The organism is Paenarthrobacter sp. NPDC058040 (genome assembly GCF_042885775.1).
In the GTDB taxonomy this organism is placed as follows: domain Bacteria; phylum Actinomycetota; class Actinomycetes; order Actinomycetales; family Micrococcaceae; genus Arthrobacter.
The window spans coordinates 146,302-171,002 of sequence record NZ_JBHVRN010000004.1 but is presented as its reverse complement, the minus strand read 5'-3'; the positions used below and the strand labels follow the sequence as shown (position 1 = coordinate 171,002).

Below are 24,701 nucleotides of genomic sequence, written 5' to 3'. Positions count from 1 at the left end.
CCTCCGTGCACCGTGGGGTGCGTTGGAGGATCCCGGCCTTCCTTTCCTGACGGCAGCGCTCTTTCCTGAAAAATCAGCTCCGCCGGACCAGACGGGGTCTAGCCCTTCTTCTTGCCCTTTTCCCAGCCGATGGTGGTCCAGTCCGGAACGTTGGAGTTGCTCTTGAACAGGGACGGACCGTAGTTGGCCAGGCCGGTGTGCACGAACTGGATCTCCGGGCCGTTGAGGACGGTGCCCATGGAGAAGTACTTCTCCATGTGCTTCTTCTCGACCTCCACCGCAGCCTTGTTGCGCTCGGTGTCATCGGCGATGGTTGCCAGGCGCTTGATCTCGGCGTCCAGTTCAGCATCGCCCAGGCCGTTTTCGTTGGTGCTGGATTCGTAGAACTGCTTCACGGCGTCGGTGGCATCCGCGCCCACTGTGTAGCCGGAGATCGTGAGATCGAAGTCACGCGTGCCCAGAACCTTGCCAAAGTCGGCGTCACCACGCTGGTCGATGGTCACGTCCATGCCGGCAGCCTTGAGCTGGGTCATCAGCGTCTGCGAGGTGGCACCGGTGGTGGGGTCGTCGCCGAAGTTGGTGATCTTGAAGGCAACCGGGACGCCATCCTTGGCCATGATGCCCTTGTCGTTGGCGGTGTACCCCGCGTCGGTCAGGACCTTCTTGGCAGCATCAGCGCCAGTGTCCTTCACCGGGTAGTTGTCCTGGTAGTACTCGGAGAACGGCATGAGCATCATGGAGCCCGAGCTCTCTTCGGACCAGTTCAGGCCGTTGAAGCGAACGTCGCGGATGGCCTTGCGGTCGACGGCCGTGAAGATCGCCTTTCGCACTGCGACGTCGGTCAGGGCCGGACGTTGCGCGTTGATGTTCAGTCCACCGGCGAACAGGCGCTGGCCGCGACGCACGTCAGCGTCCTTGGTGCCCTCCAGCTGCTTGTAACGGTTCAGGGTGCGGGCGTTCGTGGCGTCGATTTCGCCGTTCTTGAAGGCGGCGATGGTCGCGCTGGGCTCCATCTGGCGCCAGACGATCTTATCCAGGACCGGCTTCTGGCCCCACCATTTGTCGTTCGGAACCATGGTCACGGTCTTCGCCGTGGCATCATACTTGTCCACTTTGAAGGGGCCAGCCATCCATTCGGGGTGCATTTCCCCGGCGAAACCCTTGTTGAAGATATCCGCTGTGTTGATAGCGGGGTGGATCAGGCCGAAGAACAGGCTTTCCAGCGGGTAGACCGGCTGGGTGGTGGTGACGATGACTTCCTTGTCGTTGGCACCTGCCTTGACCGAATCAACGAAGGCGTAGTTGCCTGCGGTGACGATGTCGATGGACTTGTCCTCGCCCTTGAGCATGTTCCATGTGTTTTGGAAGGTCTTGACGTCGATCGGCGTGCCGTCGTTCCACGTCGCCTTGTCGTTCACCTTGATGGTGATTGTCTGCTTGCCGTCCTTGACTTCGCTCTTGACGTCTTCGCAGAAATCTTTGTTCGGCTCGGCCTTGCCGTCGAAGTCGAGCTTCCAGCAGCCGCCGATGCCGCCGCTGCTGATGGCGGCCGGGTTGACCGGGGTCAACAGAGCGGAACTGTCGGCACTGTTACCCACGTTGGAGTTGTTGTTGAAGTCCGGGCCAATGCTGCCCACGGCCAGGGTGACAGTGCCGCCCTGGTCGAGGTCCTTGGTTTCCTTGGCGTTGACGCTGATCAGCTTGCTGATGTCACCGCCTGCTTCTTCGGCCTTCTGGGAGGCCGGACCCGACGGCGTTCCCCCGCCGCAGGCGGTCAGCATCAGCGCTGCTGCGAGTGCCACGCCGCCGATCGTCGTGTACTTCTTCATGGTTTGCCCTTCATGTTTTTTACGACTTGGATTGCGAGTTGAATACAGGGTTCAAATGAGTCATGTGTCGTCAGGCATGCACCACCAGCATGTCGGCATCAATCTCTCCGTCCGGGAAGAAGCATGCGAAGTCCTGCTTCCCTTCCGAAGCCAGTGGCGGCTCCAGATTAAGGCACTTCTCCTGTTTGGCAGGTGGCAGCGCGGCGAAGACGGGGCAACGAGTCGCGAAGTTACATCCCTTGGGGGCGTCCAGCGGGCTGGGAAGGTCTCCCTGCAGGATGATGCGTTCGCGGGTGCGCTCCACCTCGGGGTCCGGGACGGGGATCGCGGACAGCAGGGCCCGGGTGTAGGGGTGGCGCGGATTGTCGAATACATCGTCCACGTCCCCGGTCTCCACGATCTTGCCGAGGTACATCACAGCCACGCGGTTGGAGATGTGCCTGACCACGGAGAGATCATGCGCCACCATGAGGTAGCTCAGGCCCAGTTCGGCCCGAAGCTGGTCCAACAGGTTGATGACGCCGGCCTGCACGGAAACGTCCAGTGCGGACACGGGCTCGTCCAGCACCACGAGTTTCGGATTCACCGCGAGCGCGCGGGCAATGCCGATGCGCTGGCGCTGGCCGCCGGAGAACTGGTTGGGGAAGCGGTTCACATGGTCCGGCTGCAGGCCCACCAGCCGCATGAGCTCCATGATGCGTTTCCGGATGGCAGCTTTCGGCATGCCGAGGTTTTCCAGCGGTTCGGCCAGGACCTCGTACACGGTGAACCTGGGATCCAGGGCACCCGTGGGGTCCTGGAAGACCATCTGCATTTCCTTGCGCATGGCCATGGTGGTCTTGTGGTCCGTGGCCGCCTTGTTGCTGACGCCGCCGATTACCACCTCGCCCACCTGGTCCGGATGGAATTCCATGATCTCGAGCAGCGTAGTGGTCTTGCCGCAACCCGACTCACCAACAATCGAGAGGCACTCGCCCTCGCGAATGTCGAAGCTCAGCCCGTCCACGGCCTTGACCGTGCCGATCCGCCGCTTGATAAGGGCACCCTTGAGCAGCGGGAAGTGCTTCTTCACGTCCTTGAGTTCCAGGACCTTTTGACGCTCAAGGCGAGGGACGCCGTCGAACTTCGAGACCGGAACCGGGGGCGCGTGGAAGATCCGGTGCGCGTCCGCGTCGCCGGCGAGCTTTTCCGACTTGATGCAGGCTGCGCGGTGGCCGTCCGAGCCCGGTACCTTCCAGAGGTCCGGTTCGCCTTCGAGGCAGGCCTCGCTGGCGAGCGGACACCGTGGCGCGAACGAGCATCCGGTCACGGGCAAGGTCAGGTTGGGCGGCGTTCCCTCGATGGGCACCAGCGACTGCTTCTCGGCCGAATCCACGCGGGGAACCGCACCGAGCAGGCCAAGCGTGTAAGGCATGCGCGGGTTGTAGTAGATGTCTTCAACCGTGCCGGTCTCCACTGGCTTACCGGCGTACATCACCATGATGTCGTCGGCCATGCCTGCCACCACGCCAAGGTCGTGGGTAATCATGACGACGGCGGCACCGGTCTCCTCCTGCGCGGTGTGCAGGACCTCCAGCACCTGCGCCTGGATGGTGACGTCCAACGCCGTCGTGGGTTCATCGGCGACGAGCACCCGCGGATCGTTGGCGATCGCGATGGCGATCATGACGCGCTGGCGCATGCCGCCGGAAAATTCGTGCGGGAAGGCCTTGAGCCGGTCCTTCGGACTCGGGATTCCCACCATTTTCAAAAGTTCGACGGCGCGGGCTTCTTTGGCCTGTTTGCTCATGGCGGGGTTGTGCACCGTGAGCGCCTCGATGATCTGGTTTCCCACCGTGTACACCGGGGTCAGGGAGGAGAGCGGGTCCTGGAACACCATGGCGATGTCGTTGCCGCGGTGCTTGCACATGGCCTTGTCGCTCAGGCCCAGCAGTTCCTTGCCCTTGAAGCGCACCGAGCCGGTGATGTCCGCGGTTTCCGGAAGCAGGCCCATGATCGCCATGGACGTGACGGACTTCCCGGAGCCGGATTCGCCGACGATGCCAAGCGTCTTGCCCGGCATGAGGTCAAAGTCCACGCCCCGGACCGCGTGGACCACGCCGTTTTCGGAATTGAAGCGGACGTTGAGGTCCCGGACGCTGAGCACGGCATCGCCGGGAGCGTAGAGTCCGGCATCGCGCAGCCGTTCGGCAGGGGTGTGGGAAATGTTGGTGCTCATTTGCTGGCCACCTTCGCAGTCTGTGCCTTGTTCCGCTTTGCCTTGCCGATCGAGCTGGAGCTCGGATCGAAGGCGTCACGAAGGCCGTCGTTCATCATGGCCAGGGATCCCGTGAGCAGGAACATGACGATCAGCGGAACCCAGAACATCCACGGGAACGAGGACACTTGGCCGGTGGCCTGGCCGATCAGGATACCCAGGCTGACGTCGGGGAACTTGATGCCGATGCCGATGAAAGAGAAGGCAACCTCGGCCAGGACGGCACCTGTGATGCCACGGGTGAAGTCGAGGACCAGGAGTGAGCCGATGTTGGGGACGAGGTGCCGCCAGACGATGCGGCGGGACGGAACGCCCATGTATTTGGCGGCTTTGACGTAGTCGCGCTGCATGAGGGACATGGACAGCGAACGCACCAGGCGGGCAGTTCCCATCCAGCTGAAGAACAGCAACACGATGATCAGAAGGAGCCAGCTGGGCAGGTTCTTGAGGCCCCCGCCACCACTCGTTGCAACGGCAACCACCAGGATGGCGGGCATCATGATGAGCGCTTCGAGGATGAACAGCATGGTGGCGTCCACCTTGCCGCCGAAGAAGGCCATGGTGCAGCCATAGACCGCGGAAATCAGGACCGAAAGGCCACCGACGATCAGGCCGATGAAGATCGATGTCCTGGTGCCGTCCACGATGAGGGCCATGAGGTCGATGCCGGCCTGGGTGGTGCCGAAGAAGTGGTCCGGCGACGGTCCCATGCCGATGTTGAGGGGATCGATGGTTTCCTTGTCCCACGGAGTCAGGAATCCGCCCAGGAGGGAGAACAGGAACAAGGCCAGGAAGATCAGCAGGCCGGCGACGGCGGTCTTGTTCCGCATGAAGCGCCGGAAAATGATGCGGGACTTCCCGATCACGACATCCTGGTCGGCAACCCGGGATTCGTCGATTTCCGCGATGGGATCAATGATGTTGGTCATTACTGGACCCTCACTCGTGGATCGACCAGCGTGGTGGCGAAATCGGCAAGGATGGCACCGACCGCGAAGATCACCGAACCGTAGGCCAGCGTGGCCGTGGCGACGTTGACGTCCTGGAGGCCGATGGACTGGATGCTCCACAAGCCGATGCCGGGCCAGGCGAAGATCGCCTCGGCGAAGAAGCCTCCTGTGAAGATGGCGGGAATCGTGAACGCGATGCTCTGGGCCACGGGGATGAAGGAGACCCGCAAGGCATGTTTCCGGATGGCCTGGTTCCTTGTGAGCCCCTTGGCCCGGGCCGTGCGGACGAAGTCGGCGTTGACGTTGTCCAGCAGGTATTGGCGCTGGGCGATCTGGTAACCAGCCCAACCAAAGATGGTCATGGCAAAGGTGGGCACGGCGTAGTGGGCCACAAGGTCGACGAAAGCCGGCCAGCCGGGGTCGATTCCCGGCGTCGAAATTCCGGTGACGAAGAAGATGCGCTGCCCCACCGCCTCGTTGACGCTGATGGCTCCCAACTGGACCAGGAAGTAGGCAATGGGTGCCGGGAGGATGTGGACCAGGTAGCTGTAGGACGTGATGACCCGGTCCTGGTACTTGTACTGCCGGGCGGCGGAGTACACACCCAGGGCCACGCCGATGATCAGCGTCAGGATGATGGAGGCGATGAACAGCCGGGTGGAGACCAGAACGCGATCGGCGAATTCAGCGTTGACGTAGGCGCCGTTGGGGCTGCGGCCCCAGTCCCAGCGGGTGACGATGCCACCGAGCCATTCGAGGTAGCGCTGCCAGGGATTCGCATTGGGATCCAGGCCGAGCCCCTTGAAGGACGCGGCCACCTGCTCGGGGGTTGGCCGGGGAATTTTCTCCTGCTCGAGCAGGGCCGGTTTGAGCGTTGAGACAGCCAGGAAGTATCCCGCGCTCGTGGTCAGGAAGATCATGATCAGGTAGATCCCCGACCGCTTCAACAGGTATTTCAGCATGTCGGGCGGCTGCCCTTGATCGTGGCAAAGCTCAAAGCTCGTCCTTCCGCGGTTCCCGGCTGTGGCCGGTGTCAGCTACGAATTGGCGCAGGGGACGATTGATTCCCCCAAGCCCCTTCAGTGAACACCGGCCGTTGTATGGCATGGGTCACATTCAAGAGGAAACTACCACAATAACTGCTTCACATATTGCTTCACGGGGTCCAGTTTCACCCCTGCAGCCAGATTGTTATGTACAGACTGCGTCACGAAACGGCAGGTTACGCCACTAGCCGTCCCACCAGCTCACTCCAGGACTCGGTGAGCCGCTTGGGAGAGATGCCATGGACGCGGACGTCGTTGACGATGCGTTCGGGGTCCAGGGCCGAGATCAAGGTCATGGCCATCACCCAGGGATCCGGCACACCCGCCTCGTGCAGCAGGACCTCGATATGTCGGTGGGCCAGCACAGTGGCGGGTACATCGAAGCGGTTCCGGGTGGAAGCTCCGGCAGCTTTCCAGAGGTCCCCATATTCGAGGACAAAGTAGATCCGGCCCTCCCCGAATGCCACGAGCCGTTCCCTGGGCGGAGCCCCCGGACCAAGCGGCGGCGGGCCGAACATGAAGCCGCGCTGGAATTCCGACTCGGAGTCACTGAGGAGCGTCATCATGAGCCCGGCCCTGCTGCCAAACCGCCGGAAGACCGTACCCTTGCCCACCTTCGCCTTGCACGCGAGCGCGTCCATGGTGAGCGCTTCGGCGCCGAATTCATCCACCAGCTCGCGGGCAGCACAGAGGAGCCGCTCACGGTTCCGTGCGGCATCGCTGCGCTCATGGGGCGCCCCGAGGGGCACGTCGGGCCGCATTGGGATGAAGCTCACAAGAAACATTCTAGACCCGGGAATAGAAAGCGGACCGCGGTCCGTTTAGTATCGGTGAAGGCCCAAACACCACTAAGGAGACCCCAAATGTCCAAGAGCACCGTTCTTACCCTCGTCGGCAGCCTCCGCGCTGATTCCCACAACAAGAAGCTCGCCGAAGCCATCCAGCTGAACGCCCCGGAGGACGTCGACGTCCAGATCCACGGCTCCCTGGGCAGCATCCCGTTCTACAACGAAGACATCGACGTCGAAGGCCAGGTTCCCGCCGAAGCCGCCGCCCTGCGCGAAGCCGCATCCAAGGCCGACACCATCCTGCTGGTCACCCCCGAGCACAACGGCACCGTGCCCGCTTCGCTGAAGAACGCCATCGACTGGCTGTCCCGCCCCTTCGGTGCCGGCGCCCTCGCAGGCAAGCCGACCGCCGTCGTCGGAACCGCTTTTGGCCAGTACGGTGGCGTGTGGGCGCAGGACGAAGCCCGCAAGGCCGTGGGCATCGCCGGCGCCAAGGTCCTGGAAGACGTCAAACTGGCCGTTCCCGGCTCCATGATCCGCTTCGCCGAACTGCACCCGAAGGACGACGCTGAAGTTGTTGAGCAGATCAAGGGCATCTTCGAGCCCCTGACGGCCGTCCAGGAAGAAGAAGCCGCAGCCTAAGGCTTCCCATTTCCTTGCCCCCGTTCCGCCTGTTTGCCCCAGGCGGAACGGGGGCATCTCTTTTGTCCCCTGCGTGACCAACTCTTGTCCGAACCGACACCGAAGCGGCATGTTCCTCGCCGCCGCAGCGGCCTAACGTTGGAGGACAGGTAAACGGACAGGAGCGTGGGGCTGTCATGCGTGCCGGGCGGGGACTGCTAAGTACGACGGCGATCGCGGCCGCCTGCCTCATGTTCGGTTGCTGGGTGGTTGGCTGCACGCCTGATCCGGCGGCTTCTCCCGGTGCTGCGGCTCCTACCGCCACCGTCCAGACGGCTGCTGCTACGCCGCCTGCCGAGACACCGGCTCCCAGCGGTCCCTCCGCGTCAGATCCCCCTGTTTCGCCGGCGCCTGTATCTACCGCTGCTTCGTCCACGCCCGATGCTCCGTACCGGGCTGCGCCTGCTCCGGCGGCATCCTCTACAACACCTGCGCCAACCGACTCGCGTGCCGGACCTGCGTCCGGCACCCCGACCCAAGGTCAGGGCCCCACGCCGACGCCGGGTGCCGCCGTCGGGCCTTCAACCATCCCGTCCACGTCACCGAGCGCTCCTGCCGCGCAAGCGGCCGCAGCCCAGCCTCCTGCCGAACTCGGCCCTGCCGTCTACTATGTGGCGATCAACGACGGCGGCTCCCGTGGCGTGCGTTTCGGTTGCAATGACAGCCTGGTGGCCGTGCGTGGTGCCGCGAGTTCCGGCGATGCGTTGACCGTCGCCCTCGGTCGCCTGTTGGGCGCCGGCATGCCGTTGGACAACGAGGCTGCCCTCTACGATTCCCTCGCCGCGTCATCGCTGCATTTCGTGTCCGGTTACGTCAGCGGTTCCACGGTGGTGGTGAACCTGGGCGGTTCGCTCCGGCCGGGTGGAGTGTGCGACATTCCACGCATCGAGGCCCAGCTGACCCACACGGTGGTTTCGGCCAGCGGCGCTACGCGGGCGGAGATCTACATCAACGGAATGACGCTGGAGGTGGCGTTGAGCCTGCGTTGAGTTGCCTGGCCAGTTGCTGGCTCAGGCCGTGGCGATCGCCAGCACACGGCGGAGGGCCCACGCCACGCGCAGCAGGGCCAGCACGCATGCGAGAGCCAGCACGAAGACCACTGCCTCGGGGATCCATAGGCCGGTGGATGCGTCGCCTTCCAGGACCATGGTTGCCAGAGCGGCGACAAGGAGCAGCCCGAGGCCGGGGATGGCGAAAAGGAAGACTTCGCCGATCTGGCGGCGGTGAGTGGCAGTGAGCCTCTCCAGGGGCAACTCGCGCTGCCCGGGCGCGGCTTTCTTGCCCAGGACATTGATCAGCATGGAGACGCTGGTGAGTGTCAGGCCTGCCGTGGCACCAGCCAGCGTTGCCAGCGTCTGGAACAGGGTTCGGCGCGCGCCGGGGCCAACGCCTTCGACAATGAGCGGCTGCCGGAACAGCAAAGCGGCACCGAGCCACAACAGGACAGCCAGCGTTGCCCAGGCGTAATCGGCGCGGGGATGCAGCAGGAACCAACGCCAGAGCGTCCGGCGCCGGCCCGTACGTTCAACGTCAACCTCGTACAAGCTCATGGCCGGCACCGCCTTGCTGTTGCTGGGTTCCTGGCTCGCCCCGCGTAGCCACGGCGGCAGCCATCGCCGCCCGGACCGCGATCAGGCCGCCAGCGACGAGATCCGGCACTGAACCGTTGTCCGGCGCCCCCTTGGTATCGGGGAGGGTTCGGGCGAAGAAGGCCTCGTTGTCCCTTGCTTGTTTGTTCAGGATCGAAACGGCCTCGGCCACGGATTTTCCAGGATCATTGAAGACGTCGGCGTCAACGTCGATGTGCGAGATGAACCGTTCCTTCAGGAGATCCACCACCTCGCGGTCACCGGTCAGAGAGTCCTTGCCCTCGGCCACGACGTAGTCGAAATGCTCCACGGAGCCGGCCCTGCGGAAGAGGTCGATGAGCTGTTGAATCCGATCGCGGATACGCTGCTTGTCCTCAGCCTTGCCGGACCTGCCAACGCTTAGGGAAATGCGGAACGTGCCTTCGGTGATGAGCCGGGATGCACTGTCCAGGACATCGGCCCATTCGCCCTCCATGAGTTGCCCGGACAGCCGCTCGGCCGGCAGGGCGAACTCGAAGCGGCTCACCTCCAGCCGGGTGAGGATTTCCTCAATGTCCTCACGGACCACCGGCACCAGCCCCAACTCCAGGCCGAGCATCCCGCCCAGATACTCCCCCAAGCGGGAAGCCCGCGGCCCGTTGCCACTGGTCAGCACGGCGATGACATTCCGTTTCAGGAAGGCAAAGTATGTGGTTTCGAGAAGGTGGTCTCCGGGAGCCAAGGGCAAAGGCTTGCGACGTCCGAGGGCATCGCCGACGCTGGGCAGGTTGCTATCCCGGACCCGGTCCAGCAGCAACACGGGGTGCGGCGACATGGCGGCAGCCTGGGCGAGCAGCACGGTACCGTCCGTACACGTGAAGCGCCGGTCGGTCCCGTCTTCGCGGGCTCGCCTGAGGACCTCGGCCACCCGTCGCGCAGGGAATGGGCCACTCAGCGCATCGCCGTTCAGTTGATCAATGCGCCAAAATTGCACACTGCGTCTTGCCACCCGTCCCTCCTTTGCCTGCTTGCCTTACTCCACCCAAAGCTACGGGTGGGGTCCGACAATTAAGGTGCGTGCCGCCGTCGTGCGGTTTCCGGGCCGTGGCGTCACATGCTGTACTTGGGTCCCGGAGCGAAAAGCGAATCCATCTCATCGTGGCTCCGCGTACCGGCGAGGCCCGCCCAGTTGCCATCACCGATGATTTCCTTGGCCACCCGGGCAACCTTGGCATATGCCGCTTTTGCGGTGTTGCCGCCAATGCTGACGCGACGGACACCGGCGTCGTGCAGTTCCATGGGCGACGGCGCACCGACGCCGGCCAGCGCGTTGACGGGCGCCGCAATGTGGCTGGAGAGCTCGTGCAGCACATGAAGGTCCACGACGCCGGGGACGAAGATTCCGTCGGCCCCTGCGGTGAGGTAGGACTCAGCGCGCGTCACGGTCTCCTCGTAGGCGGTATCCGGAAAGAGGCCGGACAGATACGTATCGGTGCGTGCGTTGATGAACAACGGAATCCCGCGGTCGTCAGCCGTCGCGCGGATCACGGCGATCCGGCGCGATTGCTCCTTGATGTCCGTGAGCGGTTCGACGGCGGAATCCTCGATATTGATGCCCACGGCTCCGGCATCAAGCACCGCATGGACAGTGGCCCGAAGTTCGTCGTCGGTCCGGCCGTAGCCGGTCTCGATGTCCGCCGTGACGGGGAGGCTGGTTGCTCCCGCGACCCTTCCCAAGGCTGCCATCGCCAGGCCCCACGGCACATGGTCGCCATCGCGGAAGCCCAAGCTCCAGGAGACGGCCGAGCTTGAGGTGGCGATCGCCGTCGCACCGGCCTCCTGGACAACGCGGGCGGAAGCGGCGTCCCACACGTTGACCAGGACCAGGGGCGTCGGCCCGGCATCGTGGAGCTTGCGGAAGTGTTCGGCCTTGGTCACGGATCCCCGGTGCGATGTCATGAGTACATTCCAGCCGTTGCCAGTGGCTCCGTAAAGCGTCGCCACGCATTGGCATGACATTGAAAACATATGTTGCCTCATTAGCAACCTTCGGGAGTATCCTGAACACTGTGACCCACGAAACATTGGATGCCGGCACTTCATTGCCCGCTGAAGCCATCGACGCCATCGAGCGCGCAGCCACTGCCGCTCACCCGCACGAGGGATTGTTCTCCGCGCGGGCTGCCAACATCAAGCAATCCGCAGTACGGGACGTCTTCGACATCTCCATGCAGCCAGGGCTGGTTTCGCTTGCGGGCGGGAATCCGTACCTGCAATCGCTGCCCCTGGGGAAGCTCGGCGAGACCGCCGCACGGATCATCGCCGAACAGGGCATGACGGCGCTGCAATACGGCGGCGGGCAAGGTACGGAGGAGTTGCGCCGGCAAATCTGCGAGGTCATGGCGGCCGAAGGAATCACCGACGCCCTGCCGGAGAACGTGGTGATCACTGCCGGATCCCAGTCGGCCCAGGATGTCGCGACGAAGGTCTTCTGCAACCCGGGTGACGTGGTGCTGGTGGAGAACCCGACGTACGTGGGTGCGTTGAACACGTTCGAGGCGTACCAGGTGCAGGTGGAACCGGTGGAAATGGACGACGAAGGCCTGGTGCCTGAGCTTCTTGAGGCCAGGATCGCTGCGCTCCAGGCGGCGGGCAAGAACATCAAGTTCCTGTACACCATCCCCAACTTCAACAACCCCTCGGGTATCACCTTGGCGCAAGAGCGCCGGCAGCGGATCGTGGATATATGCCGTGCGGCGAATATTCTGGTGCTGGAAGACAACCCTTACGGGCTGCTGCGGTTCGACGGCCACCCGATCGCTCCGATGCGGGCCGCGAACCCTGATGACGTGATCTATCTGGGCTCGTTCTCGAAGATCTTTGCGCCCGGGCTGCGGATCGGTTGGGCCCTGGTCCCGACCCACCTGCAACGCCGGTTCTACCTGGCCTCGGAGTCCGTGACCTTGTGCCCGCCGCCGCTGAACCAGATGCTCATCTCCGCTTACCTCCGCGATTACGACTGGCGTGGACAGATCGAAACCTACCGCGCGCTGTACGCCGAACGATGCCAGGCGCTGCTCTCCGCCTTGGACGAGCACATGCCCGCCGGCCTGACATGGACACGGCCGGATGGGGGCTTCTTCGTGTGGGTGACGCTGCCTGAGGGCGTGGACACCTACCCCCTGCTGGGCAAAGCCATCGACGCCGGCGTGGTCTTCATCCCCGGCGCGGCCTTCGTCCCGGCGGACGGACCCTCCAACAAGCTGCGCCTCGCATTCAGCGCGGTCCCGCCGGATACGATTGCCGAAGGCGTACGCCGTCTGGCCCCTGTGCTTGCAGCGGCCATCCAAGCCAGCAATGAAGGAGCATCGCTATGACCGGAGTTGTCATTGTAGGAGTCGACGGCAGCGAGACGGCCCTCAGGGCAGCCAAAGCCGCACAGCAACTGGCCATCGGCCTCGGCGCCAGCCTTCGCGTGGTCAGCGCCTTCGACAGCAACCGCACCGAAGTGGTGGAAATTGGCACGGACCGCTGGATCGTGTCCGACGCAGCCGAAGCTGAAGCCGTTGCCCGCGCCGTGGCAGAAGGCCTGCAGGACGAGCGGCTGGAGGTCACCTTCTCCGCAGCCCGCGGCAAGCCCGGCGAAGCCTTGGTCAAGGAAGCCGAAATCCTCGATGCGAGGCTCATTGTCGTAGGGAACCGGCGCATGCAGGGACTCGGCCGGGTCCTTGGCAGCGTGGCGAACACCGTGGCGCACAACGCCCCCTGCGACGTCTACATCGCCAAGACCGACGAACCTTAAGCGATCCGAATCACGCCGCCGGGTGGGCAGCCTCACCCGGCTTTTGGCGTCTTTTGGGCAAGTTCGCAAAGGCAACCGTTATAAAATTGAGATGCCCCCAATGGCGTGAGCCACCTCCACTCTTCGATTTCAGGGGATCTTTCTTTGCTTACTTTGCAGCCTCGTCAGCGCGTCGGACACGACATCCTGCTTGCCCGCCACGGCAACAACATCAGCACCATGCACTTCGACCGCAGCAACGACCGCATCATTGCGCTGCTCGACGACGGTTCTTGGGACAGCGCCCCCAACCTGATCGCCCCGCAGCTGGAAATGCCCGAAACCATGGGCAGCATCTTCCGCAAGGACTGGCGATTCCTCTCCGTGGCGCTCGTGGCCATGCTGACCGTCGCCGCGGTGGCCATGGGAATCAGCGTGGAGATGGCCAACCACATGTCCACCTCCGAGCTGCAGGCACTGCTGGTTAACTACCCGGCTTTCTAGGGCGTTCTTCAGCGCAAAACAAAGGCCGCCGGTGAATCCGGCGGCCTTGCTGCGTTAAGTCAGGGGTTGCCTTCAGAGCATCACGCCGCGCAGCAGGAGCCACAGGCCGGCGATCACGCCACCACCAAAAACTGAGCCCGCAATGACTTGCGCCAGGGTGTGGGCACGCAACACCACCCGGGACCAGCCGACGGCGGGGATCAGCAGGAGCAGGGGCACGCACGCGGGGCCGAACATGAAAACCGAGATAACCGCTGCGGCCGAGATCGCCGAGGCGTGCCCGCTCATCTTCCAGAACGCGCTGACCACTGCCAGCACAGCGATTCCGCCGATCAGCGCAATGATCATGACCGCTATGCTGACGGGCCCGTTCAGCCACTGCAGCACCAGGAGCCCGGCTACCACTGAGGCCAGCGCCAACAGCAGCAGAGGAGTGCGCTGGCGCCGATCGCTGACGTGGTGGTCCGTGATCCTGCCCAGCTTCACCATCACCAGGACGTAGGCCAGGGGCAGGACGCAGACGAAGAAAGCGCCCAGCAAACCGAACCATATGGTCCCCGGGAAGCCGGGTTCAATGGCCGGGCTGATCAGCAAGAGGACGCTCACCACCACGGGAGGCTGGAACACCTCTGTCAACACCCGCGCAACGGTCCTCCACCGTCCCGTGAGGAGCTGCGGCGCGGTAACCATCGGAGCTGCAGTGGCCTTGCCGTCAGTCAAGCAACAGCGCCGGTTCTTCCAGGATCGCGGCGACATCCGCCATGAAGCGGGCGGACAGGTCACCGTCCACCACGCGGTGATCGAAGGAGCCTCCGAGAGTGGTGATCCAGCGCGGGATCACCTCGCCGTCCAGGACCCACGGTTTCTGCTTGATGGTGCCGAACGCGATGATCGCTACCTCGCCCGGGTTGATGATCGGTGTTCCCGTATCAATGCCCAATGCACCGATATTGGTAATGGTCAGGCTGCCGCCCTGCATTTCCGCGGGCTGCGTCTTTCCTGCACGCGCCTTGGTGGCCAATTCATTGAGCGCCAGGGCCAGCTCCTTGAGGGAGAGATCCTGGGCATCCTTGATATTGGGGACCATGAGGCCGCGCGGGGTAGCCGCAGCAATTCCGAGGTTCATGAAGTGCTTGATCTGGATTTCGGCGCCACCGTTGCCATCGGCGTTTTCCACCCAGGTGGCGTTGACGCTCGGGTTCCGTGCGGCCGCCCAAATCACCGCCTTGGCCAGGATGAGCAGCGGTGAAACCTTGATGCCCTCGAAGTCGCGCGAGGCCTTGAGCCGCTTCACGAATTCCATGGTCCGGCTCGCGTCGACATCCACGAAAATGCTGACGTGCGGCGCCGTGAATGCCGAATCCACCATGGCTTTGGCCGTCGCCTTGCGTACTCCCTTGACCGGCACACGTTCGATCCGCTGATCCTGCGGCTTCTTGGAAGCGCCCCAGAACGAGTCTGCCTGGTCCAGTTCCGCGTCCCGCTGCGCCTGGTAGCTGACCAGGTCCTCGCGGGTCACTTCTCCGCGCTGCCCGGTGGCTACTACATCGGCAAGGTCGATTCCGAGGTCGCGGGCGAACTTCCGCACCGGCGGCTTGGCCAGCACCTTGTTGACCAGCCCGCTGATGGTGCCGCTGATCGCCGCGCCGCGGGCCGCGGCCGTCTGGGCCAGTCCTGACTGCGTCTGCACCTGCTGCTGGGCCGGGGCCGCCTGGGTGGAGCCTGCTTGTGCCGGCGCTTCAGGACGCACGACGGCGGCAGCCGCGTGGGGCCTGTGCGGAACCGGAGCCACGGCTGCTTGGGCTTCAAGGACCGCTTGGTGGTCCTGGACCGTTCCTTCAGCGGTTTCGGCGACCCGGTCCGTGGCGACCGCCGCGGGTGCCGGACGTTTGCGCGGGCGGCGCTTGACGGCGTCGGCCTTTGGACCAGAGCCCACGAGCGGACCGCCCGCGAGGGCGTCGCCGGAATCTGCCGGCAACGTGCCGTAGGTGGGTGGCGTGGCCTCGTCCGTTGACAGCTTTCCGTGAATCGGAGTGAACTCCTCGTCGCCGGACGGTGCCGGAGGCTGGGGGGCACCGTCTCCTGGCTGGTTGTCCGAGACGGCCACGATAGGCGTGCCCACCTCAACCGTGACGCCTTCCTGGACCAAGAGCTCCGTGACCGTGCCGGCGAAGGGCGAAGGCAGCTCAACGAGCGATTTGGCAGTCTCAATCTCGCACAGGACGTCGTTGATCGCGACGGTGTCGCCCGGCTTGACCTTCCAAGCCACTACTTCGGCTTCGGTGAGGCCTTCGCCAACGTCCGGCAGGTTGAATTTCTTTACAGTCACAGTGGTCCTCGGATTTTCCGTGCGCCCTGCAGAAGCGGGCTGGATCAGGGCGGGTTAGTAGGCCAGGGAGCGGTCTAGTGCTTCAAGAATCTTGTCGATGTCCGGCAAGTAGTCTTCCTCAACCTTCGCCACCGGGTAGGGCATGTGGAAACCGCCAACGCGGATCACGGGGGCCTCAAGGTGAAGGAACGCCCGCTCAGTAATGCGTGCTGCGATTTCGCCACCGATTCCGCCAAAGGTCGGGGCTTCGTGGGCCACGATCAGGCGGCCCGTCTTCTTCACCGAATCCTCGATGGTGTCGAAGTCCAGCGGGGAAATGGAGCGCAGGTCCACCACCTCGATGCTTCGGCCGTCTTCCGCTGCCGCGTTGGCAGCCGCCAGAGCGACGGGCACCAACGGACCGTAAGCGACGATGGTGGCATCCGTGCCCTCCCGGAGCACGTGTGCCTTGAACGGATCCTCCGAAAGGCCGGCGTTCTCAACGTCCACCTCGCCCTTGAGCCAGTAACGGCGCTTGGGCTCGAAGAAAATCACGGGGTCCTTGCATTCGACGGCCTTCTGGATCATCCAGTAGGCGTCGTGTGGATTGGACGGGGAGATGATGCGCAGGCCGGCCGTGTGGGCGAACAATGCCTCGGGTGATTCGGAGTGGTGTTCCACGGAACCGATGCCACCGCCGTACGGAATCCGGATGACTACCGGCACGGTCAGCTGGCCATGGCTCCGGGCGTGGATCTTGGCCAACTGGGTGGTGATCTGGTTGAACGAGGGAAAGACGAACCCGTCGAACTGGATCTCGCAGACGGGAGTGTAGCCACGCAGGGCCAAGCCGATGGCCGTGCCGACGATGCCGGACTCGGCCAGCGGACTGTCCACCACGCGGTCTTCGCCGAATTCCTTGATGAGGCCGTCAGTGACGCGGTAGACGCCGCCCAGGTGGCCGATGTCCTCACCCATCAGGAGAGATTTCGGGTTGTTCTTCAGGGAGGCGCGCAGACCCTCGTTGATGGCCTTGGCAATGGTCATGGTTGCCATCAGTTAGCTGCCTCCTCGTCGCTTTCGAAGCCTGCCGAGTATTCCTCGAACCAAGCCAGTTCTTCCGCGATCAGCGGGTGTTGTTCGGCGTACACGTTGGCAAAGGCGTCCCTGATGTTCGGAACCTCAAGGCCGTGCGTTGTGTCCCGCACATAGGTGGCGAGTTCGTCACCGTCGGCCTTGACCTGCTCGAAGAACGCATCGTCCGCCAGTCCTTCGGACCGCAGGTACTTCTCCAGGCGATCCAGGGGATCCTTCTCACGCCAGGCGGCTTCCTCGGCCGACTCGCGGTACTTGGTGGGGTCGTCAGCGGTGGTGTGGGCGCCAAGGCGGTAGGTGTAAGCCTCGATGAGGACGGGACCCCGACCCTCGCGGGCGTGCTCGAGTGCCCACTCCGTGACGGCGTGAACGGCGATGACGTCGTTGCCGTCCACCCGGATGCCCGGGAAACCGTAGCCCTTGGCACGGTTGGCCAGAGGCACCTTCGTCTGGACTTCCGTGGGCACGGAGATGGCCCAGTGGTTGTTCTGGCAGAAGAACACCACAGGTGCGTCGTAGGAGGCCGCAAACACCATGGACTCATGGACATCGCCCTCGGAGCTGGCGCCGTCGCCGAAGTAGGCGATGACGGCGGCCTTGGGATCGGTGGAGTCCACGGCCATCTTCTGGTCGCGCTGGATCCCCATGGCGTAGCCAACGGCATGGAGCGTCTGCGCCGCGAGAACCAGGGTGTACAGGTGGAAGTTGTTCTGGCGCGGATCCCAACCACCGTTGGAGACTCCCCGGAACTGCCGCAGCAACTCCGCCAGATCCACGTTGCGGACCAGTGCGACGCCGTGCTCGCGGTACGTGGGGAAGATGTAGTCCTGTGCCTGACTCGCGTGTCCGGAGCCGATCTGCGCCGCTTCCTGACCGGTCAGCGGCACCCACAGGGCGAGTTCGCCTTGGCGCTGCAGGGCTGTGGCTTCCTGGTCGAAGCGGCGGATCCTGGCCATATCCGCGTAGAAGAGACGGAGCTTCTCCGGATCGATGCGCTTGGCGTAGTCCGAGAAGACTGGATCGGCGCCCAGCTTTCCGTCGGGACCGAGCAACTGGACCATCTCCACGGAATCGTTTGCGGCTACTGCCGCAGACGTTGCCGCCAGAGTTTCGTCGGCCCCAGGGGGCAGTTGTGTCGAGCCCATTCCGTCTCCTTGCTTGCTGCGGCCAAAAGCCGGGCAATGTCTGTCGCTGGGATATATGCCTATTCAGGAATGCATTCCTGAATAGGCATATATTTTGGCTTTCGGTCCTTACTTTATAGGCAGTAAGTAGCGTTGGCGCATTTGTTAACCACTAGGAACCCAGCGGTGCCTTTGTATAACCTGCACAGAGAGCGAGGAAACGGGTGTTGGCCTCAGCCTCTCCAATACTGACCCTGACGCCCTCGTTTCCGAAGGCCCTGACGGACAACGCCTGTTCCGCCGCCAACGCCGCAAACTCGGCGCTGTTCTCCCCCAAATTCAACCAAACAAAGTTGCCTTGGGCCTCAGGTACAAACCATCCAAGCTCCCGGAGGCCGCTGGTGACGCGGTCACGTTCATCCACCAGGCTTTGTACCCTTTCAACAACCTGGTCAAAGTTTTCCAAGGAAGTGACGGCCGCGCGTTCAGCAATTTGGGAGACCGCGAACGGCGTGGCTGTGACCCGCAGGTGTTGTGTGAGCAGTGGACCGGAAACACTGTAGCCAACGCGCAGACCAGCAAGTCCATGGGCCTTTGAGAACGTTCGAAGGACAACCACGTTGGGGTATTTCCGGTACACCTTGATGCCGTCAACGGCCTCGGGATCGCGCACGAATTCCTGGTAGGCCTCGTCGATGACGATGACCACGCTGGGCGGCACTGCCTGGATGAAGCGCTCTGTTTCCTCTGCCGTGAGAATCGGACCCGTGGGATTGTTGGGCGTGCAGAGCAGGATCACTTTGGTCCGCACAGTAACCGCGGCGGCCATCGTGTCGAGGTCGTGGCGCCCGTCCTTGAGGAGCGGGATCTGCACGCTGACCGCCCCGGCGAGGCCCACACAGATGGGGTATGCCTCGAAGGACCGCCAGGCGTAGATGACCTCGTCGGACTTACCATCATCGTTTTGACCGGCAAAGGTGGCCAGGATCTGGTTCAGCGCCCCGAGGCTTCCGGCTCCTGTGACGACGTCGTCAGCAGGGATGTCCAGGAAGTCAGCGAGCGCGTTCCGCAGCTTGCTTGCGAGGGGGTCGGGGTAGCGGTTGATGTCTGACTGGTCCGCGATGGCCTGCAACACTGCGGGAATCGGCGGAAGCGGGTTTTCATTGGACGACAATTTGTAGCTGGTGAGGCCCTCAATGGCAGCCGGGGGTTTGCCTGCGGCGTACTTGGGAAGCCTGTCCACGACCGGACGAGGGAGTACGCCCTCCGGTGCGTTCTCAGAAATAGTCATGGCTTCAAGCCTACTGGCAGCCCGGCCACATTTGCCGTCCGCCAACGGCCGCCCGCGGACAGCAGCGACGGCTGTCCCTGCCAGCTGCGACACAGCCGAGTCCAGCCCGGACACAGCTGGATATGGAAGCATTGGACGCATGGGTTCATTCATCGTTCGCGTCATCATCAATGGACTTGCCTTGTGGGTTGCCAGCTGGCTACTTACCGGGCTTGAAATCTCGACATCGGCCACGGAAAAAGCCGCCACCAATGCGGGCCTGACGGATAACGCAGACACGGTGGGGATCGTCCTGGCATACCTCTTCATCGGGTTGATCTTCGGAATAGTCAACGCGTTCGTCAGGCCCTTGGTGAAGATCCTTTCGCTCCCCGTGACCATCTTGACCCTTGGGCTGTTCACCATCGTGATCAATGCCGCCATGCTGTACCTGACGGCCTGGCTCAGCAGTTTCACTCCCGTGCACCTGACCGTCGACTCGTTCTTCTGGACAGCCATCCTCGCTTCCATCATCATCAGCATCGTCAGCATGGTGGCCGGACTGATTCCTGGCGCCGGCAAGCGGTAGGGCCGGCCGGGACGACTCCGGGCATCACCGACCGGGGGCGCCCAGGGCCATCCGCCCAAGACACTCACCTTGTACCGGCCCCGGACTTGCTCTCCCGGGCACTGGGTTTCGGATCCGCGTGAACCCTTTCAGGCATGGCTTCGCGGACCAACTTGAAGTGGGTAACCGTCGCGGCTCCGCCCGCACCAACAGCGCCCGCGAATGCCGAAGTGGATGCGATCAACGAAGGGTCGGTGCTGGCGGCCGCCAGCTCAGCGCCCCGGGCATAAGCCTCGACGGCGTGCCCAGGCCCCAATCCGGGATCCGTCCCGGCCGGCGCGGACACAGGGTCCATCAAAGTCACCGTTACACGGTCCTTCGTATCCGGATTCACGACCCCTTCGGCCGCCGGCACCCAGTCCTGCACGTGCTCGAAATGCAATGACTTAACGCCCGACGCCGGGCTGATTCCGCCGGTAGGCGACCCGGCTGTCAGAACGAACTTGAGGTTGAATTCTGCAAGGAAGGCCTTATTTTGGCTCAGGTTCATGGCATGCACACCACCTTGGCTGTGGCCAACTGCCACCACCGGATCTCCAGAGGCCGCGCCCGCTTCCCGAAGCGCTTCGGCTATGGCCGGAACCACGTACTGGGAGTCGTATCCAATGGCTTCTGCGACGCCTGCCTCATCCAGGGGATTGCTGCCGCCCAGGTTCTCCCCCTCGGGTTCAGTTCCGGGTATGAGCACCAGCCAGGAGGCCACGCCACCAGCTTCCAGCCGGACAACCTCAATTTCGCCGTTCCCTCTGCCATGGATCTCCTCGACACGCCGCATGCTCCCGGCCATCGACGGGTCCACCGATTGCACCTCTTGCCCTGTCTTTCTCAGCTCTGACTGGCCGTGGAAGCAGTCCCACCGGGGCGAAGGGTAAATCCGACACCGCACGAACGGCATCTTTCGCGGACTTCCCTTCAGGGATAAGTCTGTTGACAATCGCCTCTGATATGTCGCGCCCGAAGGGCAGGAACCAGGTACCCCCGGATAAGCGGAGCTGATCAAGACCCAAGACATGAGGCTGGGTGTTCTTCGCTTCAGCAGCCTCGTAATCCCTCTTGCTCGCCCTGATGTCACCGCTGATGTCCGTCAAGTCCTGGCGCACCACTCCTACCTTCAGCCGGCCCTCAGCGACGCTGTCCAGTGCCGCCCGCCCAGTGGCGAAGGAACCCGGAAGGAAGGGTTCCAACTCGTCCTTGACCCGCAGGGCCTCGTCTTCGACGTCGATGAGCTGCTTCACCAACTGGTCGAGTACGGCGGCGCCCCGCAAGAGTTCGTCGAGTTGGAACGACATTCCTCCAACACCGCCACGGATCCTGAGTTCACCATCAGGCGCTGGAGCAGTCGGCTGGGGCGCGGAGCCGGCATCAACCGGTGCTGCGTCCGCCATCAGCCAGCCATCCCGGTGCTGACATTCACGTTTTGCGAGTGGCGAAGAACTGCTGCCGCAGCGTCATCTAGCGCTTCCCTCGCACGCATCAGGGCCGACGCTTGCAGGGCAACCGTGGTCCTGTACTGGTTTCCGGCCGGGGATTGCCAATCTTCCAGTTGTGCCCGCCGCAGGCTGGAGAGCACTGAGTCGACGTCGTCCACGCATTTCTTGATGCGCCAGGCCAGCCTTTGGACCTCATGGCCTCGTGAGGCGCACTCCAAAGGATCAAAGATGGGCGGGTTGGCTGCGGGCATCAAGCCGACACTCATGGTCCGTGTACTCCAAAGGTTGTTGTGTTGATCGGTAATTCGAAGCTACGGAGGGTGCGGTCCATGCCGGAAGCGGTCAGCCAGGCTATGTGGATAACACCAAGCCGCGTCCACATAGCGTCGTCACCAACTCCCGGGCCTTCGCCGGGGCATGAAAGAATAGGAACCATGGCTGAATCCCCCCGCGTGTCCCTCGCTTCCGAACCCCTCGCCCTTGGTGCCCTCGACGGCCGCTACCGTGCCGCCGTCGCGCCCCTCGTTGACTACTTGTCCGAGGCTGCCCTCAACCGCGATCGTGTTCACGTCGAAGTCGAGTGGCTCATCCACCTGACCAGCCAGTCGGTGCTGCCCGGCGCCGGCCCGCTCTCCGATGACCAGGTCGCCCAGCTGCGCGCCATCGTGACCAGTTTCAACGCCGCCTCCGTCAACGAGCTCGCCGAGATCGAAGCCGTCACCGTGCACGATGTCAAGGCCGTTGAGTACTACATCGGCCGCAGGCTCCCGGCCATCGGCATCGAAAACCTCACCGCAATGGTTCACTTCGGCTGCACGTCCGAGGACATCAACAACTTGTCCTACGCCGTGGGCATCAAGGGTGCGGTGCAGGACGTTTGGCTCCCGAACGCCACTGCGCTGGTCCAGCAGATCCAGGCCATGGCGGAAGCCAACCGCACCGTTCCCATGTTGTCGCGGACCCACGGACAGCCCGCCACGCCCACCACCCTCGGCAAGGAACTGGCAGTGATCGCGCACCGCCTGAACCGCCAGCTCGCCCGCATCGCGAAGACCGAGTACCTCGGCAAGATCAACGGAGCCACCGGCACCTATGCGGCCCACGTTGCTTCCGTGCCCACCGCCGATTGGGAAGCCGTCGCCAAGTCGTTCGTGGAAGGCCTGGGCCTCACCTGGAACCCGCTGACCACACAGATCGAAAGCCACGACTGGCAGGCCGAGCTCTACGCAGACATCGCACGCTTCAACCGCATCCTGCACAACGTCTGCACGGACATCTGGAGCTACATCTCCATCGGTTACTTCCGACAGATTCCGGTTGCCGGTGCCACGGGCTCATCCACCATGCCGCACAAGGTGAACCCCATCCGCTTCGAAAACGCAGAAGCCAACCTGGAAATCTCCAACGGCCTCCTGGACACCCTGGGTGCCACGCTGGTGACCTCGCGCTGGCAGCGTGACCTGACCGACTCCTCCTCGCAGCGCAATATCGGTGTAGCGTTCGGCCACTCGCTCCTGGCAATCTCCAACGTCGCCAAGGGTTTGAAGGCCCTCGACGTCGCCGAGGATGTTCTTGCCGGCGATCTCGACACCAACTGGGAAGTCCTGGGCGAAGCCATCCAGATGGTCATGCGCGCAGAGGCGATCGCAGGCGTCGAAGGCATGGAAAACCCGTACGAGCGCCTCAAGGATCTCACCCGCGGCCAGCGCGTTGACGCCGCCCGCATGCAGGAATTCGTTCAGGGCCTGGGCCTTTCTGCCGAGGCCGAAGCCCGCCTGCTCGCCCTCACGCCTGGCAAGTACACGGGCATCGCCGGCAAACTGGTTGATCACCTCCAGTAAGAAGCGAAGAACGCACGACGACGGCGGGCGGGGCTGGGAGCCTCCGCCCGCCGTCGTTCTTTCCGCAGACGTGCGGCTAGGCTGGAAACCGTAACCTGCGCTCCTCCCCGGTTGGTGCACGCGCCACCTGCGGGCAGACCGGCTGCTGATGGTTGGTCGCCGGCAAACGGGCAGAAGCGCGGGCGGGAACGCACTAACCGAGCTACCACGTGAGGAGCGGAGCAACCATGAAGCTCCTGTTGATCAGGCACGGACAAACACCAGGCAACGTTGCGGGTGAGCTGGACACGGCGTTCCCGGGTCCCGGCCTGACTGAACTTGGCGAGCGGCAAGCAGCGGCGTTGCCGGAGGCGCTCAAGGACGAGTCAATCCAGGCCCTTTACACGTCCACACTGCTCCGAACGCAGCGCACAGTGATCCCCTTGGCCAAGGCGACGGGCCTGGAACCGGAGATCCTGGACGGCGTCCATGAGATCGAGGCGGGTTCCCTGGAGAAGAAGACCGACCATGAATCGCACATGCGTTACATGGGGACGGTGTTCGCTTGGAGCAGCGGAGACCTCGATGTGCGCATGCCGGGTGCGTTCACGGGACATGATTTCTTTGCGCGGTTCGACGCCTCGGTGGAAAAGGTAGCCGCAGCGGGACATGCAACGGCGGCGATCATCAGCCACGGCGCAGCCATTCGTTGCTGGGCGGGCCGAAGGGCGGAGGACATCGACACTCTGTTCGCGGAGACGCATCAGCTGCCGAACACGGGAATCGTGGCCTTGGAGGGTGATCCGGAAAATGGCTGGCGGGTGCTGCATTGGGACCAGATACCTGTTGGTGGCCTGGCGTTGGCGGACCAGACGGCGGACGATCCCACCGGCGAAGCGCTCTGACCCGGGCGTAAAGTGGGCCCCGCAACGCGTCCTCAGCAATTCTCCCGAAGCTTACGCACAGGAAACACGGCGGTAACCGCTGCTTCCTAGGATTAATTCGCATCAACACCTCAGCGGGACAAAGCGAAGTGAGGCACACATGCAAACGAATCCCCGGCTCAACATCCGGCAGGTCACCTGGGCGAACCCCGTCGGTGCAGACCTTCGCGCAGCGCAGCAGGCAGAGTTGGATTCACGATTCGGTACGACGGATCACGAACCAGGCCCACCACCGTCCGAAGCTGATACGGCAGTGTTTGTTGTGGCCTACGAAAAATGCTCGGGGCAACCCCTGGGATGTGGCGGCTTGCGGATGCTCGACGAGAACACGGCCGAAATCAAGCGACTGTATGTGGTTCCCTATGCAAGGGGTTCCAAAGTGGCCAGTTCCATCCTGGCGGCACTCGAAGCGCAGGCACACTCGCACGGATTCACTGTCATCGCGGCGGAGGCGGGGTCGGCGCAGTCGGACGGACGCAGCTTCTACGAGAGCGCCGGCTTTGCGGAGGTCCCCAATTTCGGACCATACATAGGGATCAACGACTCGCACTGCTATTCCAAGCAGATCGATTCCCACAGTGCATCGCACACGGCCATGGCGTAGGCCCCCATCTGGGTCGCATTTGTGCGCGTTTTGAGGTGTCTAAACGCGCACAAATGCGACCAAGTTGGGCGAGG

At 63.4% G+C, this 24,701-nt stretch carries 25 protein-coding genes; 9 read left to right on the top strand and 16 right to left on the bottom strand.

Going from position 1 to position 24,701, the window contains the following annotated elements; all coding sequences use genetic code 11:
• Positions 1 to 98: 98 nt before the first annotated feature.
• The 5 genes from ACFVSJ_RS07050 to ACFVSJ_RS07030 all read right to left on the bottom strand — a co-directional run bounded on the left by ACFVSJ_RS07050 (position 99) and on the right by ACFVSJ_RS07030 (position 6,858).
• Positions 99 to 1,829: an ABC transporter family substrate-binding protein gene (locus ACFVSJ_RS07050; protein WP_387435434.1), complete on the bottom strand. Its 1,731-nt coding sequence runs from the start codon at positions 1,827 to 1,829 to the stop codon at positions 99 to 101.
• 70 nt (positions 1,830 to 1,899) lie between these two features.
• Positions 1,900 to 4,047 (bottom strand): dipeptide ABC transporter ATP-binding protein, encoded by a 2,148-nt coding sequence (locus ACFVSJ_RS07045; RefSeq protein WP_387435432.1) that lies wholly within the window; start codon positions 4,045 to 4,047, stop codon positions 1,900 to 1,902.
• On the bottom strand, positions 4,044 to 5,015 hold the full coding sequence (locus ACFVSJ_RS07040) for an ABC transporter permease (RefSeq protein WP_387435430.1): 972 nt from the start codon (positions 5,013 to 5,015) through the stop codon (positions 4,044 to 4,046). The genes ACFVSJ_RS07045 and ACFVSJ_RS07040 overlap by 4 nt, the downstream gene beginning before the upstream one ends.
• Positions 5,015 to 5,998, bottom strand: a complete 984-nt coding sequence (locus ACFVSJ_RS07035; RefSeq protein ID WP_387435429.1) for an ABC transporter permease — start codon at positions 5,996 to 5,998, stop codon at positions 5,015 to 5,017. The genes ACFVSJ_RS07040 and ACFVSJ_RS07035 overlap by 1 nt, the downstream gene beginning before the upstream one ends.
• 260 nt (positions 5,999 to 6,258) lie before the next feature.
• A complete protein-coding gene (locus tag ACFVSJ_RS07030; protein ID WP_387435428.1) occupies positions 6,259 to 6,858 on the bottom strand; it encodes a TetR/AcrR family transcriptional regulator in 600 nt (199 codons plus the stop codon).
• Positions 6,859 to 6,945: 87 nt separating this feature from the next.
• Here ACFVSJ_RS07030 and ACFVSJ_RS07025 point away from each other — a divergent pair, with 87 nt between their 5' ends.
• Complete coding sequence (locus ACFVSJ_RS07025; protein WP_387435426.1) at positions 6,946 to 7,512, top strand: NAD(P)H-dependent oxidoreductase; 567 nt, start codon at positions 6,946 to 6,948, stop codon at positions 7,510 to 7,512.
• Positions 7,513 to 7,688: 176 nt separating this feature from the next.
• The gene (locus ACFVSJ_RS07020) at positions 7,689 to 8,540 is read left to right on the top strand and encodes a hypothetical protein (protein WP_387435425.1); all 852 of its coding nucleotides are present in this window, start codon (positions 7,689 to 7,691) and stop codon (positions 8,538 to 8,540) included.
• Positions 8,541 to 8,561: 21 nt separating this feature from the next.
• On the opposite strand, the gene ACFVSJ_RS07015 is transcribed toward ACFVSJ_RS07020, so the two are convergent.
• The 3 genes from ACFVSJ_RS07015 to ACFVSJ_RS07005 all read right to left on the bottom strand — a co-directional run bounded on the left by ACFVSJ_RS07015 (position 8,562) and on the right by ACFVSJ_RS07005 (position 11,078).
• Positions 8,562 to 9,101: a hypothetical protein gene (locus ACFVSJ_RS07015; protein WP_387435423.1), complete on the bottom strand. Its 540-nt coding sequence runs from the start codon at positions 9,099 to 9,101 to the stop codon at positions 8,562 to 8,564.
• Positions 9,082 to 10,128, bottom strand: coding sequence for a hypothetical protein (locus ACFVSJ_RS07010; protein WP_387435421.1), 1,047 nt, complete (start codon positions 10,126 to 10,128; stop codon positions 9,082 to 9,084). Before ACFVSJ_RS07010 ends, ACFVSJ_RS07015 begins: the two co-directional genes overlap by 20 nt.
• Positions 10,129 to 10,229: 101 nt before the next feature.
• Positions 10,230 to 11,078, bottom strand: coding sequence for an isocitrate lyase/phosphoenolpyruvate mutase family protein (locus tag ACFVSJ_RS07005; RefSeq protein ID WP_387435420.1), 849 nt, complete (start codon positions 11,076 to 11,078; stop codon positions 10,230 to 10,232).
• 110 nt (positions 11,079 to 11,188) lie between these two features.
• Here ACFVSJ_RS07005 and ACFVSJ_RS07000 point away from each other — a divergent pair, with 110 nt between their 5' ends.
• From ACFVSJ_RS07000 to ACFVSJ_RS06990, 3 genes are all read left to right on the top strand, one after another.
• Positions 11,189 to 12,496 carry a PLP-dependent aminotransferase family protein gene (locus ACFVSJ_RS07000; RefSeq protein WP_387435419.1) on the top strand — a complete coding sequence of 436 codons (1,308 nt, stop codon included), beginning with the start codon at positions 11,189 to 11,191 and terminating at the stop codon, positions 12,494 to 12,496.
• Complete coding sequence (locus ACFVSJ_RS06995; RefSeq protein WP_387435417.1) at positions 12,493 to 12,921, top strand: universal stress protein; 429 nt, start codon at positions 12,493 to 12,495, stop codon at positions 12,919 to 12,921. Before ACFVSJ_RS07000 ends, ACFVSJ_RS06995 begins: the two co-directional genes overlap by 4 nt.
• A gap of 144 nt (positions 12,922 to 13,065) precedes the next feature.
• Positions 13,066 to 13,404, top strand: a complete 339-nt coding sequence (locus ACFVSJ_RS06990; protein ID WP_387435416.1) for a hypothetical protein — start codon at positions 13,066 to 13,068, stop codon at positions 13,402 to 13,404.
• A gap of 72 nt (positions 13,405 to 13,476) precedes the next feature.
• On the opposite strand, the gene ACFVSJ_RS06985 is transcribed toward ACFVSJ_RS06990, so the two are convergent.
• The 5 genes from ACFVSJ_RS06985 to ACFVSJ_RS06965 form a co-directional block, all read right to left on the bottom strand.
• Positions 13,477 to 14,094 (bottom strand): phosphatase PAP2 family protein, encoded by a 618-nt coding sequence (locus ACFVSJ_RS06985; protein ID WP_387435686.1) that lies wholly within the window; start codon positions 14,092 to 14,094, stop codon positions 13,477 to 13,479.
• Positions 14,095 to 14,116: 22 nt separating this feature from the next.
• On the bottom strand, positions 14,117 to 15,733 hold the full coding sequence (locus ACFVSJ_RS06980) for a dihydrolipoamide acetyltransferase family protein (protein WP_387435415.1): 1,617 nt from the start codon (positions 15,731 to 15,733) through the stop codon (positions 14,117 to 14,119).
• Between the two features lie 54 nt (positions 15,734 to 15,787).
• The gene (locus ACFVSJ_RS06975; RefSeq protein ID WP_387435414.1) at positions 15,788 to 16,768 is read right to left on the bottom strand and encodes an alpha-ketoacid dehydrogenase subunit beta; all 981 of its coding nucleotides are present in this window, start codon (positions 16,766 to 16,768) and stop codon (positions 15,788 to 15,790) included.
• The gene (pdhA, locus tag ACFVSJ_RS06970) at positions 16,768 to 17,952 is read right to left on the bottom strand and encodes a pyruvate dehydrogenase (acetyl-transferring) E1 component subunit alpha (RefSeq protein ID WP_387435413.1); all 1,185 of its coding nucleotides are present in this window, start codon (positions 17,950 to 17,952) and stop codon (positions 16,768 to 16,770) included. The genes ACFVSJ_RS06975 and pdhA overlap by 1 nt, the downstream gene beginning before the upstream one ends.
• Positions 17,953 to 18,103: 151 nt before the next feature.
• A complete protein-coding gene (locus tag ACFVSJ_RS06965) occupies positions 18,104 to 19,222 on the bottom strand; it encodes a histidinol-phosphate transaminase (RefSeq protein WP_387435411.1) in 1,119 nt (372 codons plus the stop codon).
• A 139-nt stretch (positions 19,223 to 19,361) separates the two neighbouring features.
• Here ACFVSJ_RS06965 and ACFVSJ_RS06960 point away from each other — a divergent pair, with 139 nt between their 5' ends.
• Complete coding sequence (locus ACFVSJ_RS06960) at positions 19,362 to 19,790, top strand: phage holin family protein (protein WP_387435410.1); 429 nt, start codon at positions 19,362 to 19,364, stop codon at positions 19,788 to 19,790.
• A 64-nt stretch (positions 19,791 to 19,854) separates the two neighbouring features.
• Here ACFVSJ_RS06960 and ACFVSJ_RS06955 read toward each other — a convergent pair whose 3' ends face one another.
• Genes ACFVSJ_RS06955 through ACFVSJ_RS06945 form a run of 3 tightly spaced genes read right to left on the bottom strand, consistent with a single transcriptional unit; the run spans position 19,855 to position 21,525 of the window.
• Positions 19,855 to 20,604: a hypothetical protein gene (locus ACFVSJ_RS06955; RefSeq protein ID WP_387435409.1), complete on the bottom strand. Its 750-nt coding sequence runs from the start codon at positions 20,602 to 20,604 to the stop codon at positions 19,855 to 19,857.
• Complete coding sequence (locus tag ACFVSJ_RS06950) at positions 20,558 to 21,214, bottom strand: hypothetical protein (RefSeq protein ID WP_387435407.1); 657 nt, start codon at positions 21,212 to 21,214, stop codon at positions 20,558 to 20,560. The genes ACFVSJ_RS06955 and ACFVSJ_RS06950 overlap by 47 nt, the downstream gene beginning before the upstream one ends.
• Positions 21,214 to 21,525 (bottom strand): hypothetical protein, encoded by a 312-nt coding sequence (locus ACFVSJ_RS06945; RefSeq protein WP_387435406.1) that lies wholly within the window; start codon positions 21,523 to 21,525, stop codon positions 21,214 to 21,216. Before ACFVSJ_RS06945 ends, ACFVSJ_RS06950 begins: the two co-directional genes overlap by 1 nt.
• A 168-nt stretch (positions 21,526 to 21,693) precedes the next feature.
• Here ACFVSJ_RS06945 and purB point away from each other — a divergent pair, with 168 nt between their 5' ends.
• The 3 genes from purB (at position 21,694) to ACFVSJ_RS06930 (ending at position 24,627) form a co-directional block, all read left to right on the top strand.
• Positions 21,694 to 23,100, top strand: coding sequence for an adenylosuccinate lyase (gene purB, locus ACFVSJ_RS06940; protein ID WP_387435404.1), 1,407 nt, complete (start codon positions 21,694 to 21,696; stop codon positions 23,098 to 23,100).
• 227 nt (positions 23,101 to 23,327) lie between these two features.
• Positions 23,328 to 23,984: a histidine phosphatase family protein gene (locus ACFVSJ_RS06935; protein ID WP_387435403.1), complete on the top strand. Its 657-nt coding sequence runs from the start codon at positions 23,328 to 23,330 to the stop codon at positions 23,982 to 23,984.
• Positions 23,985 to 24,123: 139 nt separating this feature from the next.
• The gene (locus tag ACFVSJ_RS06930; protein WP_387435402.1) at positions 24,124 to 24,627 is read left to right on the top strand and encodes a GNAT family N-acetyltransferase; all 504 of its coding nucleotides are present in this window, start codon (positions 24,124 to 24,126) and stop codon (positions 24,625 to 24,627) included.
• Positions 24,628 to 24,701: the final 74 nt, after the last annotated feature.